Source organism: Kitasatospora sp. NPDC005748 (assembly GCF_040630735.1).
Classification (GTDB): domain Bacteria; phylum Actinomycetota; class Actinomycetes; order Streptomycetales; family Streptomycetaceae; genus Kitasatospora.
Map to the genome: position 1 here is coordinate 1 of NZ_JBEXYD010000016.1, position 16616 is coordinate 16616.

At 75.6% G+C, this 16616-nt stretch carries 14 protein-coding genes; 8 read left to right on the forward strand and 6 right to left on the reverse strand.

Annotated features, from left to right (window positions below; genetic code table 11):
* Nucleotides 1-252: 252 nt before the first annotated feature.
* A complete protein-coding gene (locus ABZ495_RS14805) occupies nt 253-909 on the forward strand; it encodes a DUF6215 domain-containing protein (RefSeq protein ID WP_359836059.1) in 657 nt (218 codons plus the stop codon).
* 221 nt (nt 910-1130) lie between these two features.
* Nucleotides 1131-1856 (forward strand): rhomboid family intramembrane serine protease, encoded by a 726-nt coding sequence (locus ABZ495_RS14810; RefSeq protein ID WP_359836061.1) that lies wholly within the window; start codon nt 1131-1133, stop codon nt 1854-1856.
* 310 nt (nt 1857-2166) lie between these two features.
* Here the strand turns inward: ABZ495_RS14810 and ABZ495_RS14815 are convergent, their stop codons facing one another.
* Nucleotides 2167-3378 (reverse strand): alpha/beta fold hydrolase, encoded by a 1212-nt coding sequence (locus ABZ495_RS14815; RefSeq protein ID WP_329485325.1) that lies wholly within the window; start codon nt 3376-3378, stop codon nt 2167-2169.
* Nucleotides 3379-3466: 88 nt separating this feature from the next.
* On the opposite strand from ABZ495_RS14815, the gene ABZ495_RS14820 reads away from it, so the two are divergent.
* Nucleotides 3467-4048: a TetR/AcrR family transcriptional regulator gene (locus ABZ495_RS14820; protein WP_359810549.1), complete on the forward strand. Its 582-nt coding sequence runs from the start codon at nt 3467-3469 to the stop codon at nt 4046-4048.
* Nucleotides 4049-4366: 318 nt separating this feature from the next.
* Nucleotides 4367-4549: a hypothetical protein gene (locus tag ABZ495_RS14825; RefSeq protein WP_359836062.1), complete on the forward strand. Its 183-nt coding sequence runs from the start codon at nt 4367-4369 to the stop codon at nt 4547-4549.
* Nucleotides 4550-4606: 57 nt separating this feature from the next.
* On the opposite strand, the gene ABZ495_RS14830 is transcribed toward ABZ495_RS14825, so the two are convergent.
* Nucleotides 4607-5035: a hypothetical protein gene (locus ABZ495_RS14830; RefSeq protein ID WP_329485327.1), complete on the reverse strand. Its 429-nt coding sequence runs from the start codon at nt 5033-5035 to the stop codon at nt 4607-4609.
* 408 nt (nt 5036-5443) lie between these two features.
* Between ABZ495_RS14830 and ABZ495_RS14835 the strand changes: the two genes are divergently transcribed.
* Nucleotides 5444-6286, forward strand: coding sequence for an alpha/beta hydrolase (locus ABZ495_RS14835; protein WP_359836064.1), 843 nt, complete (start codon nt 5444-5446; stop codon nt 6284-6286).
* Nucleotides 6287-6435: 149 nt separating this feature from the next.
* Nucleotides 6436-6867, forward strand: a complete 432-nt coding sequence (locus ABZ495_RS14840) for an Ohr family peroxiredoxin (protein ID WP_359836065.1) — start codon at nt 6436-6438, stop codon at nt 6865-6867.
* A 187-nt stretch (nt 6868-7054) separates the two neighbouring features.
* Here ABZ495_RS14840 and ABZ495_RS14845 read toward each other — a convergent pair whose 3' ends face one another.
* Nucleotides 7055-7825: an alpha/beta fold hydrolase gene (locus ABZ495_RS14845; protein ID WP_359836067.1), complete on the reverse strand. Its 771-nt coding sequence runs from the start codon at nt 7823-7825 to the stop codon at nt 7055-7057.
* 289 nt (nt 7826-8114) lie between these two features.
* The gene (locus ABZ495_RS14850; protein WP_359836069.1) at nt 8115-9731 is read right to left on the reverse strand and encodes a tannase/feruloyl esterase family alpha/beta hydrolase; all 1617 of its coding nucleotides are present in this window, start codon (nt 9729-9731) and stop codon (nt 8115-8117) included.
* A gap of 463 nt (nt 9732-10194) precedes the next feature.
* On the opposite strand from ABZ495_RS14850, the gene ABZ495_RS14855 reads away from it, so the two are divergent.
* Nucleotides 10195-10386 (forward strand): hypothetical protein, encoded by a 192-nt coding sequence (locus ABZ495_RS14855; RefSeq protein WP_359836071.1) that lies wholly within the window; start codon nt 10195-10197, stop codon nt 10384-10386.
* 64 nt (nt 10387-10450) lie between these two features.
* Here the strand turns inward: ABZ495_RS14855 and ABZ495_RS14860 are convergent, their stop codons facing one another.
* Entirely contained in the window at nt 10451-13276 is a 2826-nt protein-coding gene (locus tag ABZ495_RS14860) for an AAA family ATPase (protein ID WP_359836196.1), read from the reverse strand.
* 219 nt (nt 13277-13495) lie between these two features.
* Between ABZ495_RS14860 and ABZ495_RS14865 the strand changes: the two genes are divergently transcribed.
* A complete protein-coding gene (locus tag ABZ495_RS14865) occupies nt 13496-15811 on the forward strand; it encodes a helix-turn-helix domain-containing protein (RefSeq protein ID WP_359836073.1) in 2316 nt (771 codons plus the stop codon).
* 43 nt (nt 15812-15854) lie between these two features.
* Here ABZ495_RS14865 and ABZ495_RS14870 read toward each other — a convergent pair whose 3' ends face one another.
* Nucleotides 15855-16574, reverse strand: coding sequence for a 2-phosphosulfolactate phosphatase (locus ABZ495_RS14870; RefSeq protein WP_359810531.1), 720 nt, complete (start codon nt 16572-16574; stop codon nt 15855-15857).
* Nucleotides 16575-16616: the final 42 nt, after the last annotated feature.

Genomic DNA, 16616 nt, shown 5'->3' on the forward strand with positions numbered 1-16616 from the left:
TTGTGTTTACTAGGTTCTTTTGTTTGTGCGTCGGCTGCGCGGCGCGGGCCGCGCCCCCCCCCCCCCCCCCGACCGGCGGGGGGTGAGGGCATCGGCACGAGGGGACGAGGCCGGTGCACGCGGGCACCGGTGCGGCGGGCCCGAGGGGACGGCCGCGACACCCGCGCAGCGCTCTGTCCTATGATCATCCCTGCTCATCGGGTCCCCGAGACACGGCGGACGAGCCGCGTCGACGAAGAAGGAGCCCGATCGGTGGCGACAGTCAAGCCCGGCAGGAACACCGCGGCCACGGTGACGGCGGTGGCACTCGCCGCCGTCGGAATCGGCGGCGGCGCGTGGGCGCTGGTCGCCCCCCGCACCGAGCGGGCCGAACCCCCGGCCGCGTGTGCCGCACCCCGGCCCACGGACCCGGCCGGCTACGCCGCGCTCTGCGCCGCCCTCAACCGCCCCGACCTGCCGGCCCTGCTGGGCACGCCGCAGGACCGGGTCTCCACGGCCGGTCCGGCACCCTTCGGCCTGGGCAAGGACGCCATGGTGGAGGTCCGGCTGGGGGTGAGTGCCGTCGCCCTGACGGACAGCTCCACCACGGTCGAGGACATCGCCGACATGCCGCGGTTCCTCCCCCGGCCCGCCACCGTGCTCGGCCATCCCGCCATGACGTACTACACCGACGCCATGAGCCTCGGCTTCGGCACGGACGGGAAGGCCACCACCGGCGTCGGCTCCCCTGTCCGGAACCTCGTCGTCGCGCAGGGCCCCGGCGCCCCGGGCGGCCGGGCCTTCGAGGTCGCCGTCTTCCGCCACGACGGCCGTCCCGTCGACGACGCACTCCTGTACCGGGTCGCCGAGGCCGTCATGCCCACCCTCCCCGGCTGGGTCACGGCGCCCTCGGAACCGTCCGGCCACTGACCGCGCCGCCGGCGACCACGACAGCCCCACCAGCCGGGGCGCGGGAGCAGCCCCGACAGCCCGGCCGGGCACCGGACGGACGGCCGCGGGCCGGCCCGCGGCTATGACGACTGTCACGGCCCGTGAATGATCACCCGGCTGGTGCGGCGTTCCGCCCGGTTGCGATGATGGGTGACATGGACGGGGCGAGGTGCCCCGAGCGGTCGAACGGGGGGTCGGCGATGTCGCCGCATGAGATCGGGTTGTACGCGAGTGCGGCGGTGGTGGTCGGTGCGGGGCTGCGGACTTTGGTCCTGGCCGGCCTCACGGGCGGCTCCGGACACGGCGGTTCGGCGAGCGGCGACTCCGGGCCGGGTGAGGTGTTGGCGGTTGTCCGTACCGCCTTGGCGCGGCGCCCCAGGGTCACCCTCGCGCTGTTCGCGGTGATGGCGACGATGGCGGTGGTCCAGTACGCGGTGCCCGGCGTGGTCGAGGACCTGATGCGCCGGCCGGGTGCGCTGTCGGACGGTCAGTGGTGGCGGGCCGGGACCGCGCTGCTGGTGCAGTCCTCGGGGATCACGCAGATCGCGTTCAACCTGTCGGCGCTGCTCGTGATCGGCGCCGTCACCGAAGCGGTCCTCGGACGGTGGCGGACCCTGGGCGTCTTCCTGGCCAGCGGTGTCCTGGCCCATGTGGTCAGCCTGGCCGGCTGGGCGCCGAACGGGGGCGGCGACTCCGTGGCCATCTGCGGACTGCTGGGCGCACTGGCCGTCACCTGTCTGCTGGGCAGGAGCACGCTGGGCGTGACCGCCAAGGACATCTGGCCCGTACTGCTCATCCCCGCGGCCGGCACGTTCCTGTGTCTGCTGGAGAACAACCACGGTGCCGGACTGGTGGCGGGCTGCCTGATCGGCCTGGCCCTCGCGCTCCGCGGCAGGGAGCTGCCCCCGCAATCGGTCGTGGCGTAGCGCCACGAGTCCCGCCGGCGCGGGCCGGCAGCCCGTGCCGGAGGCGGCCGCCCAGGGACGCGTTCGCCACTCAGGGACGCGTTCGCCGCCCCGATGCCGCGACCGCACCGCCGATGACCCCGCGGCGGCTCGACCGTCTCGGGGGGGGCGGGCTCCGGATCGAACCGCGGCGGGGCCGCAGGGACGCGGCCCGGCGTTCCCCGGGGCGGGGCGAAGCCGGGCGGGGCGGGCGAAGCCGCCAGCCCGGAACCGTCGGTTCGGCGGCCGGCCCCGGTCCGGCTCCGCACCGGGCCGGGGGCCACCGCCGCCGTCACCGCAGGACGGTGTCGAGCCAGTCGAGGATCCGGCCCATGGCGAGACGCTGGGCGCCGGTGTGGCAGTGGGCGCCCGCACCCTCGGCGACGGTGAAGCGGGCGAGGGTCTTGGGGCAGGTGAGGCGGTCGTAGAGCTGCTGGGCCTGGCCGTCGAAGAAGAGGTCCTCCTCGGCGTCGCAGACGAGGGTGGGGCAGGTGATCCGCTCGGCGATGCCGTCGGCGAGCGTGTAGTCGAGGTAGGAGGCGAGGAACGCGCGCGGGGTCGCCACGTCCATGACGTAGGAGCCGTGCGTGATGGCCCAGCGCACGGTCGGGTTGGTCTTCATCAGCGCCTCGATGGAGGCGTCGATCTCGGGGGCGTGCTCGGCGCGCAGCAGGGCCTCGGCCTCGGGGCGCGGCATCGGCAGGTTCTTCACGCTGACTTCGCCGAGGTCGTACACACCGTCGACGGCGATCACGGCGGCCAGTCGGTGTTCGAAGGCGGCCGCCCTGGGCGCGAGCAGGCCGCCCATGCTGAGGCCGAGCAGGGCGATGCGCTCGGGGTCGACCTCGGGGCGCTCGGCGATCAGCCAGTCGACCACCGGGGTGACGACGCTCTCCCAGTTCGGGCGGAACGGCAGCCCGTCACGGAAGCGGGCGGCCGGCTGGCCCGGGCCGTCGAAGGTGAGCACGTGGTAGCCGCGCTCCTGGCCGGCCGCTCCGCCGAAGAAGTGCATCTCCTCGGCGGACCCGTCGAAGCCGTTGTGCATGACGATCGTGGGCGCGGGGGCGTCGCCGGGGGCCCGGTAGAAGTAACCGTGGAGCACGGTGCCCTCGAAGGGGATCTCGACGGGTTCGATGCGGGGCTCGAAGAGGGCGGCCGCCGAGCGGAAGGTGTCCACCGCGCGCTCGTAGGAGGCCGCGATGCGGGGGTCCTTCGGGTTGCCGTGCAGGAAGAACTCGGCGGAGCGGAAGTAGTTGCTCGCCCGCAGGTAGGCGTCCCGGGCGCTGATCCGGTGGCCGCCGGCCAGGGCGGTGGCGGCCTCGGCGGCGGTGCGCTCGGCGGTGGCGGACCACTCCTCGTACCAGCCGTCGTAGTCACCGGCGGTGATCCTCTGGGCCGTGGCGATCACCTCGCCGAAGTCGGAGCCGCCGTAGGCCGCGTGACCGATCGCCCGGAGGGTCTCGTACCAGAACTGCGGGTCGTTCTCGAAGAGCAGGGGCTTCATGGCGTTCTCCTAATGCAAGATTGGTTGCGTTTATTACGGTAGTGAGCCGAAGCCATAGACGCAAGTTCTCTTGCGTTAGTCTTTGGCTGTGAACGAAGACCAGGTACGGCGCAGGACCGGCGGCCGAAGCGCCCGCGTACGGGAGGCGGTGCTCGGCGCGACGGCCGAGCTGATCGCCGAGCACGGCCACGCACGGATCTCCATCGCCCAGATCGCCGAACGCTCCGGCGTCCACCAGACCTCGATCTACCGGCGTTGGCGGTCGACCGACGCGATCGTGCTGGAGCTCGCGGTGGAGCGCCTCTCCGCCACGTCCGTGATCCCCGACACCGGGACACTGCGCGGGGACCTCGTCGCCTACGCCCACGGGGCGGCAGCGTCGATCGAGGGGCCGGACGGCCTGGCACTGCTACAGGCGCTCGTCGCCCTGCCCGCCGGGAACGCCGACCCCGGCCTCGACCCCAGGACCGTGCTCGCACCGCGCGGCAGGGACCTGCAGGACATGCTCGACCGGGCCGTGGCACGCGGGGAGCCGCAGCTGCACATGATGGACGTCCTGGACGGGATCGTCGCACCGCTCTACCTGCGGGTCCTCTTCCGGATCGGGGGGATCGACGAGGCGTACCTCGACTCCCTGGTCGTCAGGACGCTGGCGGCGGCGACGGACTGACGCGACCGGCGGCCGGAGCCGGGGCGCCGCGCCGGCCCTGCCGGGGCGGCGAAGAAGGCCCCCGACGCGGCGGCGGGCCGGGCCGCGGGCCGGGCCGCCACCGCCGAGGCGACTGCGGGCCGTTCGGCCCTTCCAGCTGTGTGCAGGGTTCATGACGCACGGACTGGCGCCGGACGGTGTCCACTTCCCAGGTCCGTGCGGGGCGGGGACTGTCCACCCCTGTCCGCGACGGTCCACCCGCTCCGCGACGGTCCACGACGGTCCACCCGGTCCGACGATGCGCGGACCAGGCCGTTCCCGTACCGCTCGGTCGCGGTCATGACCCAGGCGACGAAGGCCGTGCCCGGCAGGTCCGCCGACGGTGTCGTCGCCGTGCCCGAGCACCTCGGGGATCCGCTCGCGTACGCGGGCCCGGCCGTCGTCGTGCTTCTCAGCGCGCTCGAACTCCGCGCACTCCGTCGCCGGGGCGGGCGCGGAGTGCGCGGAGCGACAGCCGGCTGACCGGCGTCGGGGCCGCCCCGGGCGCGGGACGGCCCCGGTCGGCCTCGCCGGGTGGGGTCAGCGGGCCCGCAGCGGGCCGGCGAAGGACTTGCGCAGGGAGGACGGGGCGACGACGGGGAGCAGCGAGGCCAGCAGCTTGCCCTTCAGGGTGTCCGGGGTCCTGGTCAGTCGGACGTCCACCCGGGTGCCGTCGCCCTCCGGGGTCAGCCGGAAGACCCAGCCGCCGCCGGGCCCGAAGAGCTTGGAGTCGAGGGTGGTGATGGTGACCTCGTCGCCCCCGGGCTTCCAGTCGTAGCGGGCGCGCTCCCAGGCGGCGGCGGTGCCCTCGGTCACCTCGGCCCAGCCCTCCCCCGCGCCGTGCACCGCGAAGTGCGCCGCGTCGATGGTGGGCCACGCCTGGGCGCGGGCCGGGCCGAAGTCGGTGAGGACGGCCAGCACGGCGTCCGGGTCGAGCGAGGAGATCAGCTGGAAGTTGACGACGGTCACGAGGTCCTCCGGAGGTGGTGCGGGGCGGGCTGGGCCCGGTCGCACCCACCCTGGTGCGCGGACGCGGTTACGGCATCCGTCAGTTGACCGAGGACAGGGCCCGCGTCATGGCACTACGTCGACCGCCGGGTACGAAGTACCCGCGCCGGGTGGGGGTTTCGCCGGCCGCGTGAGGCGGGGCGGGGCGGTGACGGGCAGTCGGCGACTCGCTCGTTCCCCCCGGCCGGGCCGTCGGCGGGGGCCGGGACCGACCGTCATTCGACGGATCCGCGGCGCCGCCCGTGCCGCGAGGGTGGAACCACCGAGGCGCCCGCCGTCCGCTCGGACGGGTTCCGGGCGCCGCGTCGGCCCACTGACCCGCGTACCGGTACCCGTACCCGTACCCGTACCGAACGGAAGGACTGTCCCATGGCAGCAGGAAAGAGCACCCGGAAGCGCCGGCTGGCGACGGCGGCGGTCTGGGCCGCGGCCGCGAGCGTCGTACTGGGCACGGCCGTGGCCGGGGGCACCGCGAACGCGAGCGCGCCGGTCGCGGTCGGCGTCAGGCCGACGATCGTCCTGGAACACGGCGCGTTCGCCGACGCGTCCAGCTGGAACGGCGTGATCAAGCGGCTCCAGGCGGACGGGTACCCGGTGGTGGCCCCCGCCGTCCCGCTCCGCGGCCCCGCCTCCGACGCGGTCGCACTGCGCGGCGTGCTCCAGCACATACCGGGGCCGAAGATCCTGGTGGGCCACTCCTACGGCGGCTCGGTCATCAGCGCGGCCGGCGCGAACGACCCGCAGGTCAGGGCCCTGGTGTACGTGGCGGCGTTCCTGCCCGCGCCCGGGGAGACGGCGCTGGAGCTGTCCGGCAGGTTCCCCGGGTCCACCCTCGGGGACGCGCTGGACCCGGTCACCTACCCGCTGGCCGACGGCACGGCCACCACGGACCTGTTCATCCGGGCGGACGCGTTCCGCCACCAGTTCGCCGCCGACGTCCCCGCCGCCCAGGCGGCGCTCATGGCCGCCACCCAGCGCCCGATCGCCCAGAGCGCGCTCCAGGAGCCGGCCACCGTCGCCGCCTGGACGGAGAAGCCGAGCTGGGACGTCGTCACGACCCAGGACCTGAACATCCCCGAGGCCGCCCAGCTCTTCATGGCCCGCCGCGCCCACGCCCGCGTCACCCTCGTTCCGGCCTCGCACTCGGTCGCCGTGTCGCATCCGGGGACCGTGGCGCAGGTGATCGAGGAAGCCGCCCGGACCACCCGCTGAGGCGGACCGGAGCGGCGGCTCCCGGGGCCCGGCGGCCGGCCCGCCCCGGCGGCAGCACCGCATATCTGTCGCTCCATCAGCAGGAGTCAGCACCCGAACCGGTGACCGTGGACGCGGATCGCCGGACCGACACGTACGAGGAGAAGGACATGGCAGTCAGTTACACCGGTGTGGTCACGGTGACCGGCGAGGGGCGCAACGGCGGGCAGGTCACCGCCAGCGACGGCCTGCTCAGCACCGCACTGGCCATCCCGAAGGCGCTGGGCGGCGCGGGCGGCGCCACCAACCCGGAGCAGCTGTTCGCGGCCGGCTGGGGGGCGTGCTTCCTGGGCGCGGTGCGGCGTGCCGCCGCCGAGCGCAAGGTCCGGCTGACCAGCACCGCCGTCACGGTCGAGGCCACGCTGACCCACGGCGACGACGGGGAGTTCGGCCTCAGCGCGGTGCTCGACCTCGAACTCGGCGGCGTGGACCAGGCGATGGCCGAGGAGCTGGGAGCCGCCGCGCACCGGCTGTGCCCCTACTCCAAGGCGACCCGGGGCAACATCCCGGTCACCGTCCGCGCGAGCGCGGTGGCCGGCTGACGCGGCCCGAGTCACCCGCGGCGGCGGTGAACACGTTCTGACGCGCACAGCGCACAGAGCGAATCACGCGCACGCACCGAGGGCCCCGCCACGGCGGGGCCCTCGGTCGTGTCGTGTTCCCGACCGGACCGGCCGGGAGTACGGGGGCCGGCACAGGCGCGCGGCCCCCGGTCGGGCTCCCGGCCGGTCAGCGGCCCGGGGCGGTGGGGCGGACGCCCCGCTCGTCGAGCCAGTCGAGGACGTAGTCGGCGACGGACCGCCAGCCGCTGTCGATGACCAGGGAGTGGCCCCGGTCGGCGAACTGCTTGAGGTCCGTGGTCGCGGTGGAGTCGCCGTACGCCTTGTAGACGGCGCGGGTCACGCAGTCGGGCACCAGCAGGTCCTCCTGCCCCGACACCAGCAGCAGCGGCCCGCGGGCCGCGTTCCGGGTGTCCGCCGAGGTGCTCGGGTGCCGGGGGCCGCCGCCGCAGCCGAGGTCCGCCAGCAGGCGGCGCGGGGCGGGCACGACGTAGCGGTCGTACAGCCGCTCGCTCTCCGCGCCGCCGACCGTGGTGCCGAGGAGGTCGCGGAAGCGCTCGGGGGTGAGCGGGACGGCGAGGCGCGCGGACGCGCAGGCGCAGTCCGGGCAGCGCAGCGCGACGTCGTTGACGGGCGCCGGGGCGAGGGCCACCGCGGCCCGGCCCAGGCCGACGCCGACCAGGTGCTGGGCGACCAACCCGCCGACCGAGTGCCCGATGATCACCGGCGGGACCTCGAAGGAGCGCACGATCCCGGCGTAGTGGCCGGTGAGGCCGTCCAGGCCGAGGTCGGGCACCCGGTCCGGGTGTTCGCGGGCCTCCCGCGCGGTGGCGGCCTCGCCGGGCCACCCCGGGGCGTGGGCGAGGTAGCCGTGGCCGGTGAAGCGCTCGACCCAGCACTCCCAGGACAGCGCGTGCAGCCACGCGCCATGGATGAACACGACGGGAGTACGGATCACAACGGGCCCTCCGAGCGGGATGTCGGCCTGCACCGGCGTGCGGCGACCGTTCCAGCATCCGTCCGGGCGTCGCCCAGGGGATCAGTCGAATGACTGAGGCCACGGGGTACCGACAGGAACGGACGACACCCACCAACGGGCGACACCAACGGGCGACACCACCGGGCGCGCACGGCGCGGCACCGGGGCGGCGCAGCGGCCGCCCCCACCGAAACGTCCCGGCCCGCACCCCGGGGAGAGGGGTACGGACCGGGACGGCCTGGGGACGGGGTCAGCGCCGGGTGGCGGGCCCGCAGCGGAAGTCGGCGGCGTCGGCGGTGTCGCCGTGGCCCTGGTAGCGCGGGACCAGCGGGTAGGCGCACAGGTCGCGGGTGACGGTCCGGCCGTCGGCCGTCGGCAGGGTCGCGGGCAGCGTCCGCGGGGCCTCGCCGTGCTCGACCCAGGCGGTCAGTGCGGCGAGGTCGGCGCCCTGGCCGAGGAGTCCGCAGTGCGACGCCCCCGGGGCGAGGAAGACGCGGTAGAAGTCGTCGACCTTCTTCGCACCGCCCATCCGCTGCTCGACCCGCTCGCGGTACTGCACCGTGCCGGCGGCGGGGATGAACTGGTCAGCGGATCCGTGCCAGGTGAGGAGCTTGCCGCCGGCCTTCCGGAAGCCGGACAGATCCGGGTCGTCGGTGCCGATGATCCGGTCGTACTCGGCCTCGGACTGCCGGAACAGCTGGGCGAACCGGCCGGTGGTGAGGGTCGTGAGGTCGAAGGCCGGCTGCTTCTTCAGCCAGGTCGACACCCAGGCGGCCGGTACCGGGAACGGCGTGCCGACCCGCTCGCCGGTGGTCTCGTCGACCTTGCTGCCGGCGAGGCCGGCCAGGTCGGCGCCGATCGGCACGCCCGACCACAGCTTCGTGCCCGAGGCGGTGCGCGGGCCGTCCCAGATCCGGCGCACCACCTCCGCGTCGGCGGCGGTGATCGTCAGCCGCCCGCCGTCGCACTCGACGGTGGTGCCGATCAGCCGGCGCGGGTCGTAGCCGCACGCGTCGGGGTCGGTCAGCAGCCCGTCCGCGGCGCCGTCGAGCCGGTCGCAGGCCTGGACGGCGGCGTCGGTGAAGGCCTTGAACTCGCACGCGGTCGGGAAGGTCCCGGCCTCGTTCATCACCACCTGCGGCCACAGCGTGGCCACCTCGAACTCGTCCCAGTTGACGGCGGGCGCGTTGGCGAGGATGCCGTCGTAGTCGGCCGGGTACTTCTGGGCCTCCGCGTAGCCCTGGCGCCCGCCGGTCGAGCAGCCGTTGAAGTAGGAGTAGGACGCGGCCCGGTCGTAGTGGGCGGCGACGACCTCCTTGGCGACCACCGCGGCCTCGTGCTCGGAGCGGGAGGCGAAGTTCTCCAGCAGCGCCCGGTCGGCCCGGCCGTCGGCCTTCAGCGCCCACGTGGTGTCGAGGTAGGTGCCGACGCCCGCGTCGGTGGTGGCGGCGGCGTAGCCGCCCTTGACCGCGCCGGCCAGGCCCGCTCCGTAGTCGCCGGCGGCGTACGCGCTGCCGCCCACCGTCTGCAGCCGGCCGTTCCAGTTCTGCTGCGGCAGCCAGACCCGCACCGTGGCGTAGTCCCCCTGGCCGGGGTGGGTGAGGGTGATCGTCACGTCGCAGAACGCCGGGACGTCCGGGACCTGGGCCGCCGGCTGCGGGAACACCGCGGGTACGTCGAAGGTGCCGGCGGCGTGGGCGACCGCGGCGACCCGCTCCACCGCGGTGCCCGCCGGGGCGTGCACCGCGGGGCTGGTACAGCCGGGCGCGGCGGCGGAGCCGGGCGCGGCGGCCGAGGCGCCGGGTGCGTACACCGCGGCGGCGAGGGGCACGGCGGCGGCGAGGGCGGCCAGGAAGCGTCGGTTCATGGAGGTCCCTTCCCAGGGGTGGTGTGGTGTGGTGTGGTGCCCGACGGGAACGGCGTTGTTCGGTCGGGCGGGGCGGCGGCCGCCGGTCGGGGGCGGACCACGACTCCCGGCGAATTCGTGGGTACCGGGGTCGGGCCCGCCACCGGGGCTCGCCGGTCAACTGTGTGCCGCGGGCGGCCACCACCACATCAGTCATCCGACTGCCGGTCGGGCAGCGCCGTCGGCGCAGTCGTACCGGCCGGACGCGGCTGCGGCGCCCCCTCACGCATCGTCAAACCGGTCCGGCACGGGGCCCGGACCGACTGCGGGGAGGGACTCGGCCACCAGGGCCGCCCTCCCAGGGCCGGCTCCCGGGGTCGGCTCCCGGGGTCGTGGGAACTCCCGCCCCGGCGCGGGAATCCACCGGACCGCTGCCACGTTCCCCGGGTACGACACATCCGCCACCTGCCAGCCGGAGGTCCCTGTGAAGTCCCGCGAACACGGCACCGACGACGCGGCCGAGGCCGGCCGGGCCCGCTTCCGCACGCTGCCCGAACGGATCCGCCCGGAACAGACGTCCACCTCACTGCCGGCCTCACCGGCCGGCCCCGCACGGGGCTCGTTCAGCCAGGACGACTGGCTGGCCCGGAACGTGTGGTGCGGCACCCTGCTCTGAGCCGGGGGCGGTCCGGGCCCTCCGCCCGTCTGACGATCCGGGTCGCACGCGCAGCAGGAATCCCCTACCGCTCAGGCTGCTCCCCCGGCTGGTCCGGGAGGGCGGCCAGGGCGTCCCGCAGGGCCGCGCGGGAGGTCACGCCCAGCTTGGGGAACACCCGGTACAGGTGGGAGCTGACGGTGCGCGGCGAGAGGTGCGTCCGCTCGCCGATCTCCTTGTTGGTCAGGCCACCGGCGGCGAGGTCGGCGATTCGGCGCTCCTGCCAGGTCAGCGCCGCCGGGTGCGCCGCGGCGGAATGCGCCGGGGCGCCGCAGAGCCGCAGCTCGGCCCGGGCCCGCTCGGCCCAGCCCCGGGCGCCGAGCCGCTCGAAGGTCTCGACGGCCCCGCCGAGCACCGGGCGGGCGGCCCGCGGCCCCAGGTGCTGGCGCAGCCGGATGCCGTGCGCCAGCCGGATGCGTGCCAGTTCGAACGGGAAGTCACCGGCGGCCGGGTGCTCCTCGGCCCGGCGGTACATCTCGGCCGCCTCGGCGCCGTCCTCGGCCGTCATGGCGAGGGCTCCGAAGGTGATCACGGCCAGCCGGGGCGAGACCGCGGGCAGGCCCGCGTCCCGGGCCGCCAGGGCGTGCCGGCGGGCCTGCTCGGCACGGCCCGTGTGCAGGGCGGCCTCCACCAGGTCGAGCACGGTGCGCGAGGCCTGGTGCGAGCAGGGTTCGAGGACGCCGGGGGCGGTGATGCCGATCGCGCACAGGTAGGCGGCCTCGTAGTCCCCTTCGCTGAGGGCGGCCGTCGTCCCCACCGTGTCCGCGATCTGGGTGAGGAAGCCGATCCGCCGCGGCCGGGCCCACCGGTCGACCACGGCCTGCAAGTCCCGTGCGCGGTCGAGGTCGCCGCGCAGCGCCGCGAGCACGGCCAGGTAGGCCCGGCTCTGCTGGGCGAAGAGGACATGGCCGTGGGCCAGGGTCAGTTCCAGGACCTGCTGTCCGGTCCGCTCGGCCGCCTCCCAGTCACCCGAGGCGGTCTGGTCCAGCATGATCAGGTGCAGCATGGTCATGCCGGTGCCCACCGCGCCGGCCCGCAGTTCGCGCTGCACGCTCCGCCGCAGGTACGTCCGGTAGTGGCTCAGGGCGTCGACGTGGTAGGCGGCCACGCCCAGCCGGGTGATGTCCCACGGGTCCAGGTCCGGGTAGGCGGCGAACGCCGCGGCGACGCGTTCGCCGACCCCGGCGCCGCGGCGCACCACGTCGCACCAGGCGTCCTGGTAGACGCGCGAGTTCGGGGGGACCAGGCTGCCCAGGGAGTCCAGCAGGCGGTGGGTCCGCTGCCAGGACGCGCTGTCGCCGGCGTACTGGCTGACGGCCAGCAGGAGGTTCACCAGCCGGGTGAGTTCCTCGCTCGGCGCGGGGGCATCACCGACGGTCCGCCCGGCCGCACCCCCGACGGTCCGTGCCGGGACGCCGCCGACCGGCTGCCCGGCCGCGCCGTCGACGATCCGCTCGACGGCCGCCGCCACCTGGCGGTGGGCGGACCGCACGTCCCCGTCCTCGTAGAGGACGGCGTAGGCGAAGGCCAGGGCGGAGGCCGTCGTCCCGGCCCGCCCGGGCGCGCCGTCCGCGCCGACCAGGCGCTGGGCCTGGTCGAGCAGTCCGGCGTGCCCCGCGACGAACGCCGCGTCCCCGAGCCGGCGGGAGCGGTCCTCCGGGGTCCGGCTCAGCTCCGCGGCCCGGGTCAGCCAGGTCACCGCCGCGGCCGCGCCACCCCGGCGGGTCGCCGACGCGGCCGCCTGCTCCAGGGCGGCGGCCACCTCGTCGTCCGGATCGACCGCGGCGGCGGCCAGGTGGGTGGCCCGGCGCTCGATGTCGTCCCGGTGCACCTCGGCCAGCGCCGCGTGGGCGGCGCGCCGCTCGTTCGGGGTGGCCGCCCGGACCACGGTCGAGCGCACCAGCGGGTGCCGGAACACGAACTCGCCGCTGAAGTGGTCCTGGTCCAGCAGACCGACGGCCGCCGCCTCGTCGACGTCCCGCATGCGGTAGCGCGCACCCGCGGTCGGACCCGCCGGTGCCCCCGCGTTGACGCCGTCCAGGGCGCCGCGCAGCAGCTCCGCGCGGGCGGCCGGTCCCAGCGCCGCGATGCGCGCGCCGAAGACCTGGCGGAACCGGTCGGGAAGCGGGACGACTTCATGGCCGTCCGGCTCCCCGGGCGCGGGCCGTGCGGAGCTCCCGCCCAGGTACGACGGGAGCTCCAGGAGGGCGAGGGGGTTGCCCTGGGCCTGGTCGAGCACCCGGCGGCGGACCCGCGGGTCCACGTGCGGGTGGCGCTCGTCGAGCAGTCGCTCGGCGGCGGGCCCGTCCAGCGGCGGCACCGGCAGCGCGGGCAGCGCGGCCGCGTCGAACCCGGCGGAGCTCTCGGGCCGCAGGGCGACCAGCAGCTTCACGGTGTTGCCGGCGAGGCGGCGGCCGACGAACCCGCAGACCTCGACGCTGGCCGCGTCGAGCCACTGGCCGTCGTCCAGCACCAGCAGGAGGCGTTCCTGCGCGGCCGCGACCGCGACCAGGTCGAGCACCGCGATCCCCAGGGCCATGACGGACGGGGCCCGTTCCTGGCTGCGTCCGAAGACCACGTCGAAGGCGACCCGGTGGACGTCGTCCAGGCGCTCGGCGTACGGGAGCAAGGGGTGGAGCAGCTGGTGCAGACCGGCGAAGGGCAGGTGCGACTCCGCCTCGACGCCGACCGCCCGGACCACCCGGTAGCCGACGCCGCCCGCGTACTGCGCGACGTGCTCCAGCAGGGCGCTCTTGCCGACACCGGTCTCGCCCTTGAGCACCAGGGCCTGGCCCTGCGGCGCGGCCAGGAACGAGGCGAGGACGGCCCGCTCGGCCTCCCGGCCGACCATGGGCGTGGCGAGGGACTCCACCGTGTGCTGCTCCTTCCGCCCGGCGGGCCGGTTGTGGCCCCGCGCCCACTCTCTCCTCCTCCGGTGCCCGGGGGCCAGGCAGTTGACCGGCGGTTGGCAGGCGGTTTCGCCCGCCGCCTCCCGGTGGACGGGTGCGACAACCGACCCGCCCGGATGAGATGATCTCCGTCGAGGGAGCAGGTCGGGGGGTGTGGGGCGATGGAGCAGGCGACCTTCGGCGCGCTGCTGCGGGCGGCACGCGGGCGTGCCCGGTTGACGCTCGACGGGCTGGCCGGCGCGTCCGGCGTCAGCGTGCGGGCGATCGGCGACATGGAGCGCGGCCGCAGCGTCCCCCGGCACGGCACGCTGGACGAGCTGATGGACGCCCTGGCCCTGGACGAGGACGAACGGCGCACGCTGACGGCCGCCGCCCGGCGCACCGCCGACCCGGCTCCGGCGACGACGGCGCCGGCGGCGGCGACCGCCGCCACGACTCCGCCGGTTCCCCGCCAACTGCCGCCCGCCCTCCGGACCTTCCGCGGGCGGGACGACGTCCTGGCCCGCGTCCGGCACCTCGGCGGCGGCCCCGGCGACCGGGCCGAGCACCCGCCGGTCGTCGCCGTGGGCGGCATGGCCGGAGTGGGCAAGACCAGCCTGGCCGTCCACTGGGCCCACATGGTCGCGGACCGGTTCCCCGACGGCCAGCTCTACGTGAACCTGCGCGGCTTCGACCCCTCGGGCACCGGGCTGGACCCCGCCGAGGCGCTCGGCGGCTTCCTCCGCGCGCTCGGGGTGCCGGGAGCGTCGATCCCCGACGGCGCCGAGGAGCGCGCCGCCGTGTTCCGGGAGCTGCTGGCCGACCGCCGGATGATCGTGCTCCTCGACAACGCGCGCGACTCGCAGCAGGTACGGCCGCTGCTGCCGAGGTCTCGGGACTGCCTCACGGTCATCACTTCCCGCAACCACCTGACCGGACTCGCCACCACCGACGAGGTCCGGCTGGTCGACCTCGGCCTGTGGACGGCCGAGGAGAGCCTGGACGCGCTGGCCGCACGGATCGGCCCCGAGCGCGTGGCCGCCGAGCCCGCCGGGGCGGCCGAGCTGGTGGAGCTGTGCGGGCGCCTCCCGCTGGCCGTCGCGATCGTCGCCGCCCAGCTGGCCGCGGAGCCCGCCCTGGCGCTGCGGGTCGCCGCCGGTGAACTGACCGGGGCCCGCTCCCGGTTGGACGCCCTCACCACCGACGACCCGCACTCCGACGTCCGGGCCGTCTTCTCCTGGTCCTACCGGGCGCTCGACCCGGCGGCCGCCCGGCTCTTCCGCCACCTGACCGTGCTGCCGGGCCCGGTGTTCTCCGCCGAGGCGGCGGCCTCCGCCGCGGGCGAGCCGATGGCGACGGCCCGCCGCCTGCTGCGCTCCCTGGTCGCCGCCAGTCTGCTCAGCCGTGACGCGGACGGCTGCTTCGTCCTGCACGACCTGGTCCGGGAGCACGCCGGGGACCTGCTCGACCAGGAGCGCGACGACCGCTACGCCGCCGAGATCCGGCTGCTCGACTACCTCCGCCACAACGCCCGGGCCGCCGTCCGGGCGTCGGAGACCCGCCCCATCCACGAGCTGGACCACGCACCGGCGCCCGGGACGGTGCTGCTGCCCTTCGACGGCCGCGAACAGGGCCGGGCCTGGTTCCAGCGGGAGGAGCGCACCATCCTGGCCGCCCTGCGGACGGGCGACGACCCCCGGCTGCTCCACTACCGGATGGGCCTCGCCCACGACTGCATCCCGCACTTCTCCGCCCGGGGGCAGTGGGCCGACGAGATCGCCATGCAGCGGCTGGCACTGGAGGCGGCCCTCCTGCTCGACGATCCGGAGGGCATCTGCCGCACCGCGGCCGCCCTGGCCCGCGCCCTCGCCGAGACCGGCCGCAGCGAGGAGGCGGACCGGGCGGTCGGCCACGTCGAACGCCGGCTCCACCTGCTGCCGCCGCTCGCCCAGGCCGACGCGCAGCGCAGTCTCGGCTGGGTCCGCGGCCGGCAGCGGCGGCACGGCGAGGCCCTCGGGCACGCCCGCACCGCACTGGCGATCTACCGGACCCTGGCGGACGACAACCTCATCGCGCGTGAACTCAACGCCGTGGGCTGGTACCTGACCCTGCTGGGCCGGCACCGCGAGGCCATCGCCACCTGCCGCGAGGCGCTGCCGCTGCTCCAGGAGACCGGCAACCGCTTCAGCGAGGCCGCCACCTGGGACAGCATCGGCTACGCGCTCCACCACCTGGGCGAACTGGAGGAGGCCGTCCACCACTTCCGGACCTCGCTGGGGCTCTACGAGGAGCTGCTCGACGGGTACAACCAGGCCGAGGTGCTCGACCACCTGGCCGGGACCCAGCAGGCCCTCGGGGACGCGGATGCGGCCCGGGCCAGCTGGCTCCGGGCCGCGGACCTGCTGGGCGCGCTCGGCAACTCCCGCGCGGACGAGATGCGGAGCCGCGGCCTGACCGGCCGGGAGCCGGCCGGCTCATCCGCCCACGCGTGCGACTGACGACCTGTCGGGCACCCCGGGGCCGGCCCCCACCGGTGCCCCGCTACCCGCCCGGGAGCGCCCGGACCGAAGCCCCGTCGGCCGGCGCGGGCACCGGATGGGGCCGCAGGACCATCAGCGAGTCCTCCCAGGTCGCCACCACGGCGAACGGGAACCGGTCGAGTTCGAGGCAGAGCGCGACGTCGTCGGGGTGGGCTCCCTGCCGCACCCCCTCGGTGAGTTCGGCGGCGGCGCGTGACCCGCCGGCGCGGCGCAGGTACTCGGCGGCGTCCGTCCCGGCGCCGGTGGCCCGCCCGGCGATGTACCGGGCGCAGGCCCGGTCCTCCTCCGCGTGCCCGTCCTCGCCGGTGACCACGAAGGTCACGCTGTCGCACGCGCGCGCCCGCAGCAGCCGGGCGGTCGCCTCCGCCACCACGAAGCCCGCGCACAGCACCAGTGCCGCGTCCCTGACGGCGAGCGCGCCGACCGTCCCGGCGGTGGTCTTCTGCACCACGGTGCGCCCGCCGAGATCGGCGGTGCGCAGCAGGCCGGGCGAGTTGACGAGGTCGAAGCCGGGCGCGGGCGGACCGTCCTTGAGCGCCAGCCACTCCGGGTGGCGTGCCTTGAGTGCCAGGGCATCGTCCAGCGACTCGGCGAGAACGATCTTCTCCGCCCCTCGGGCGAAGGCCCAGGGCGCCACGGTGAAGGCGCGCATGACGTCGACTACGACGGCCACGGACGGGGCTTCGGCCAACTCGGCGATGCCGAGGAAACGAGTGTCCATCCGGTCATGATCACGCAGGGCGGCCCCGGCGCGCCCGGTCAG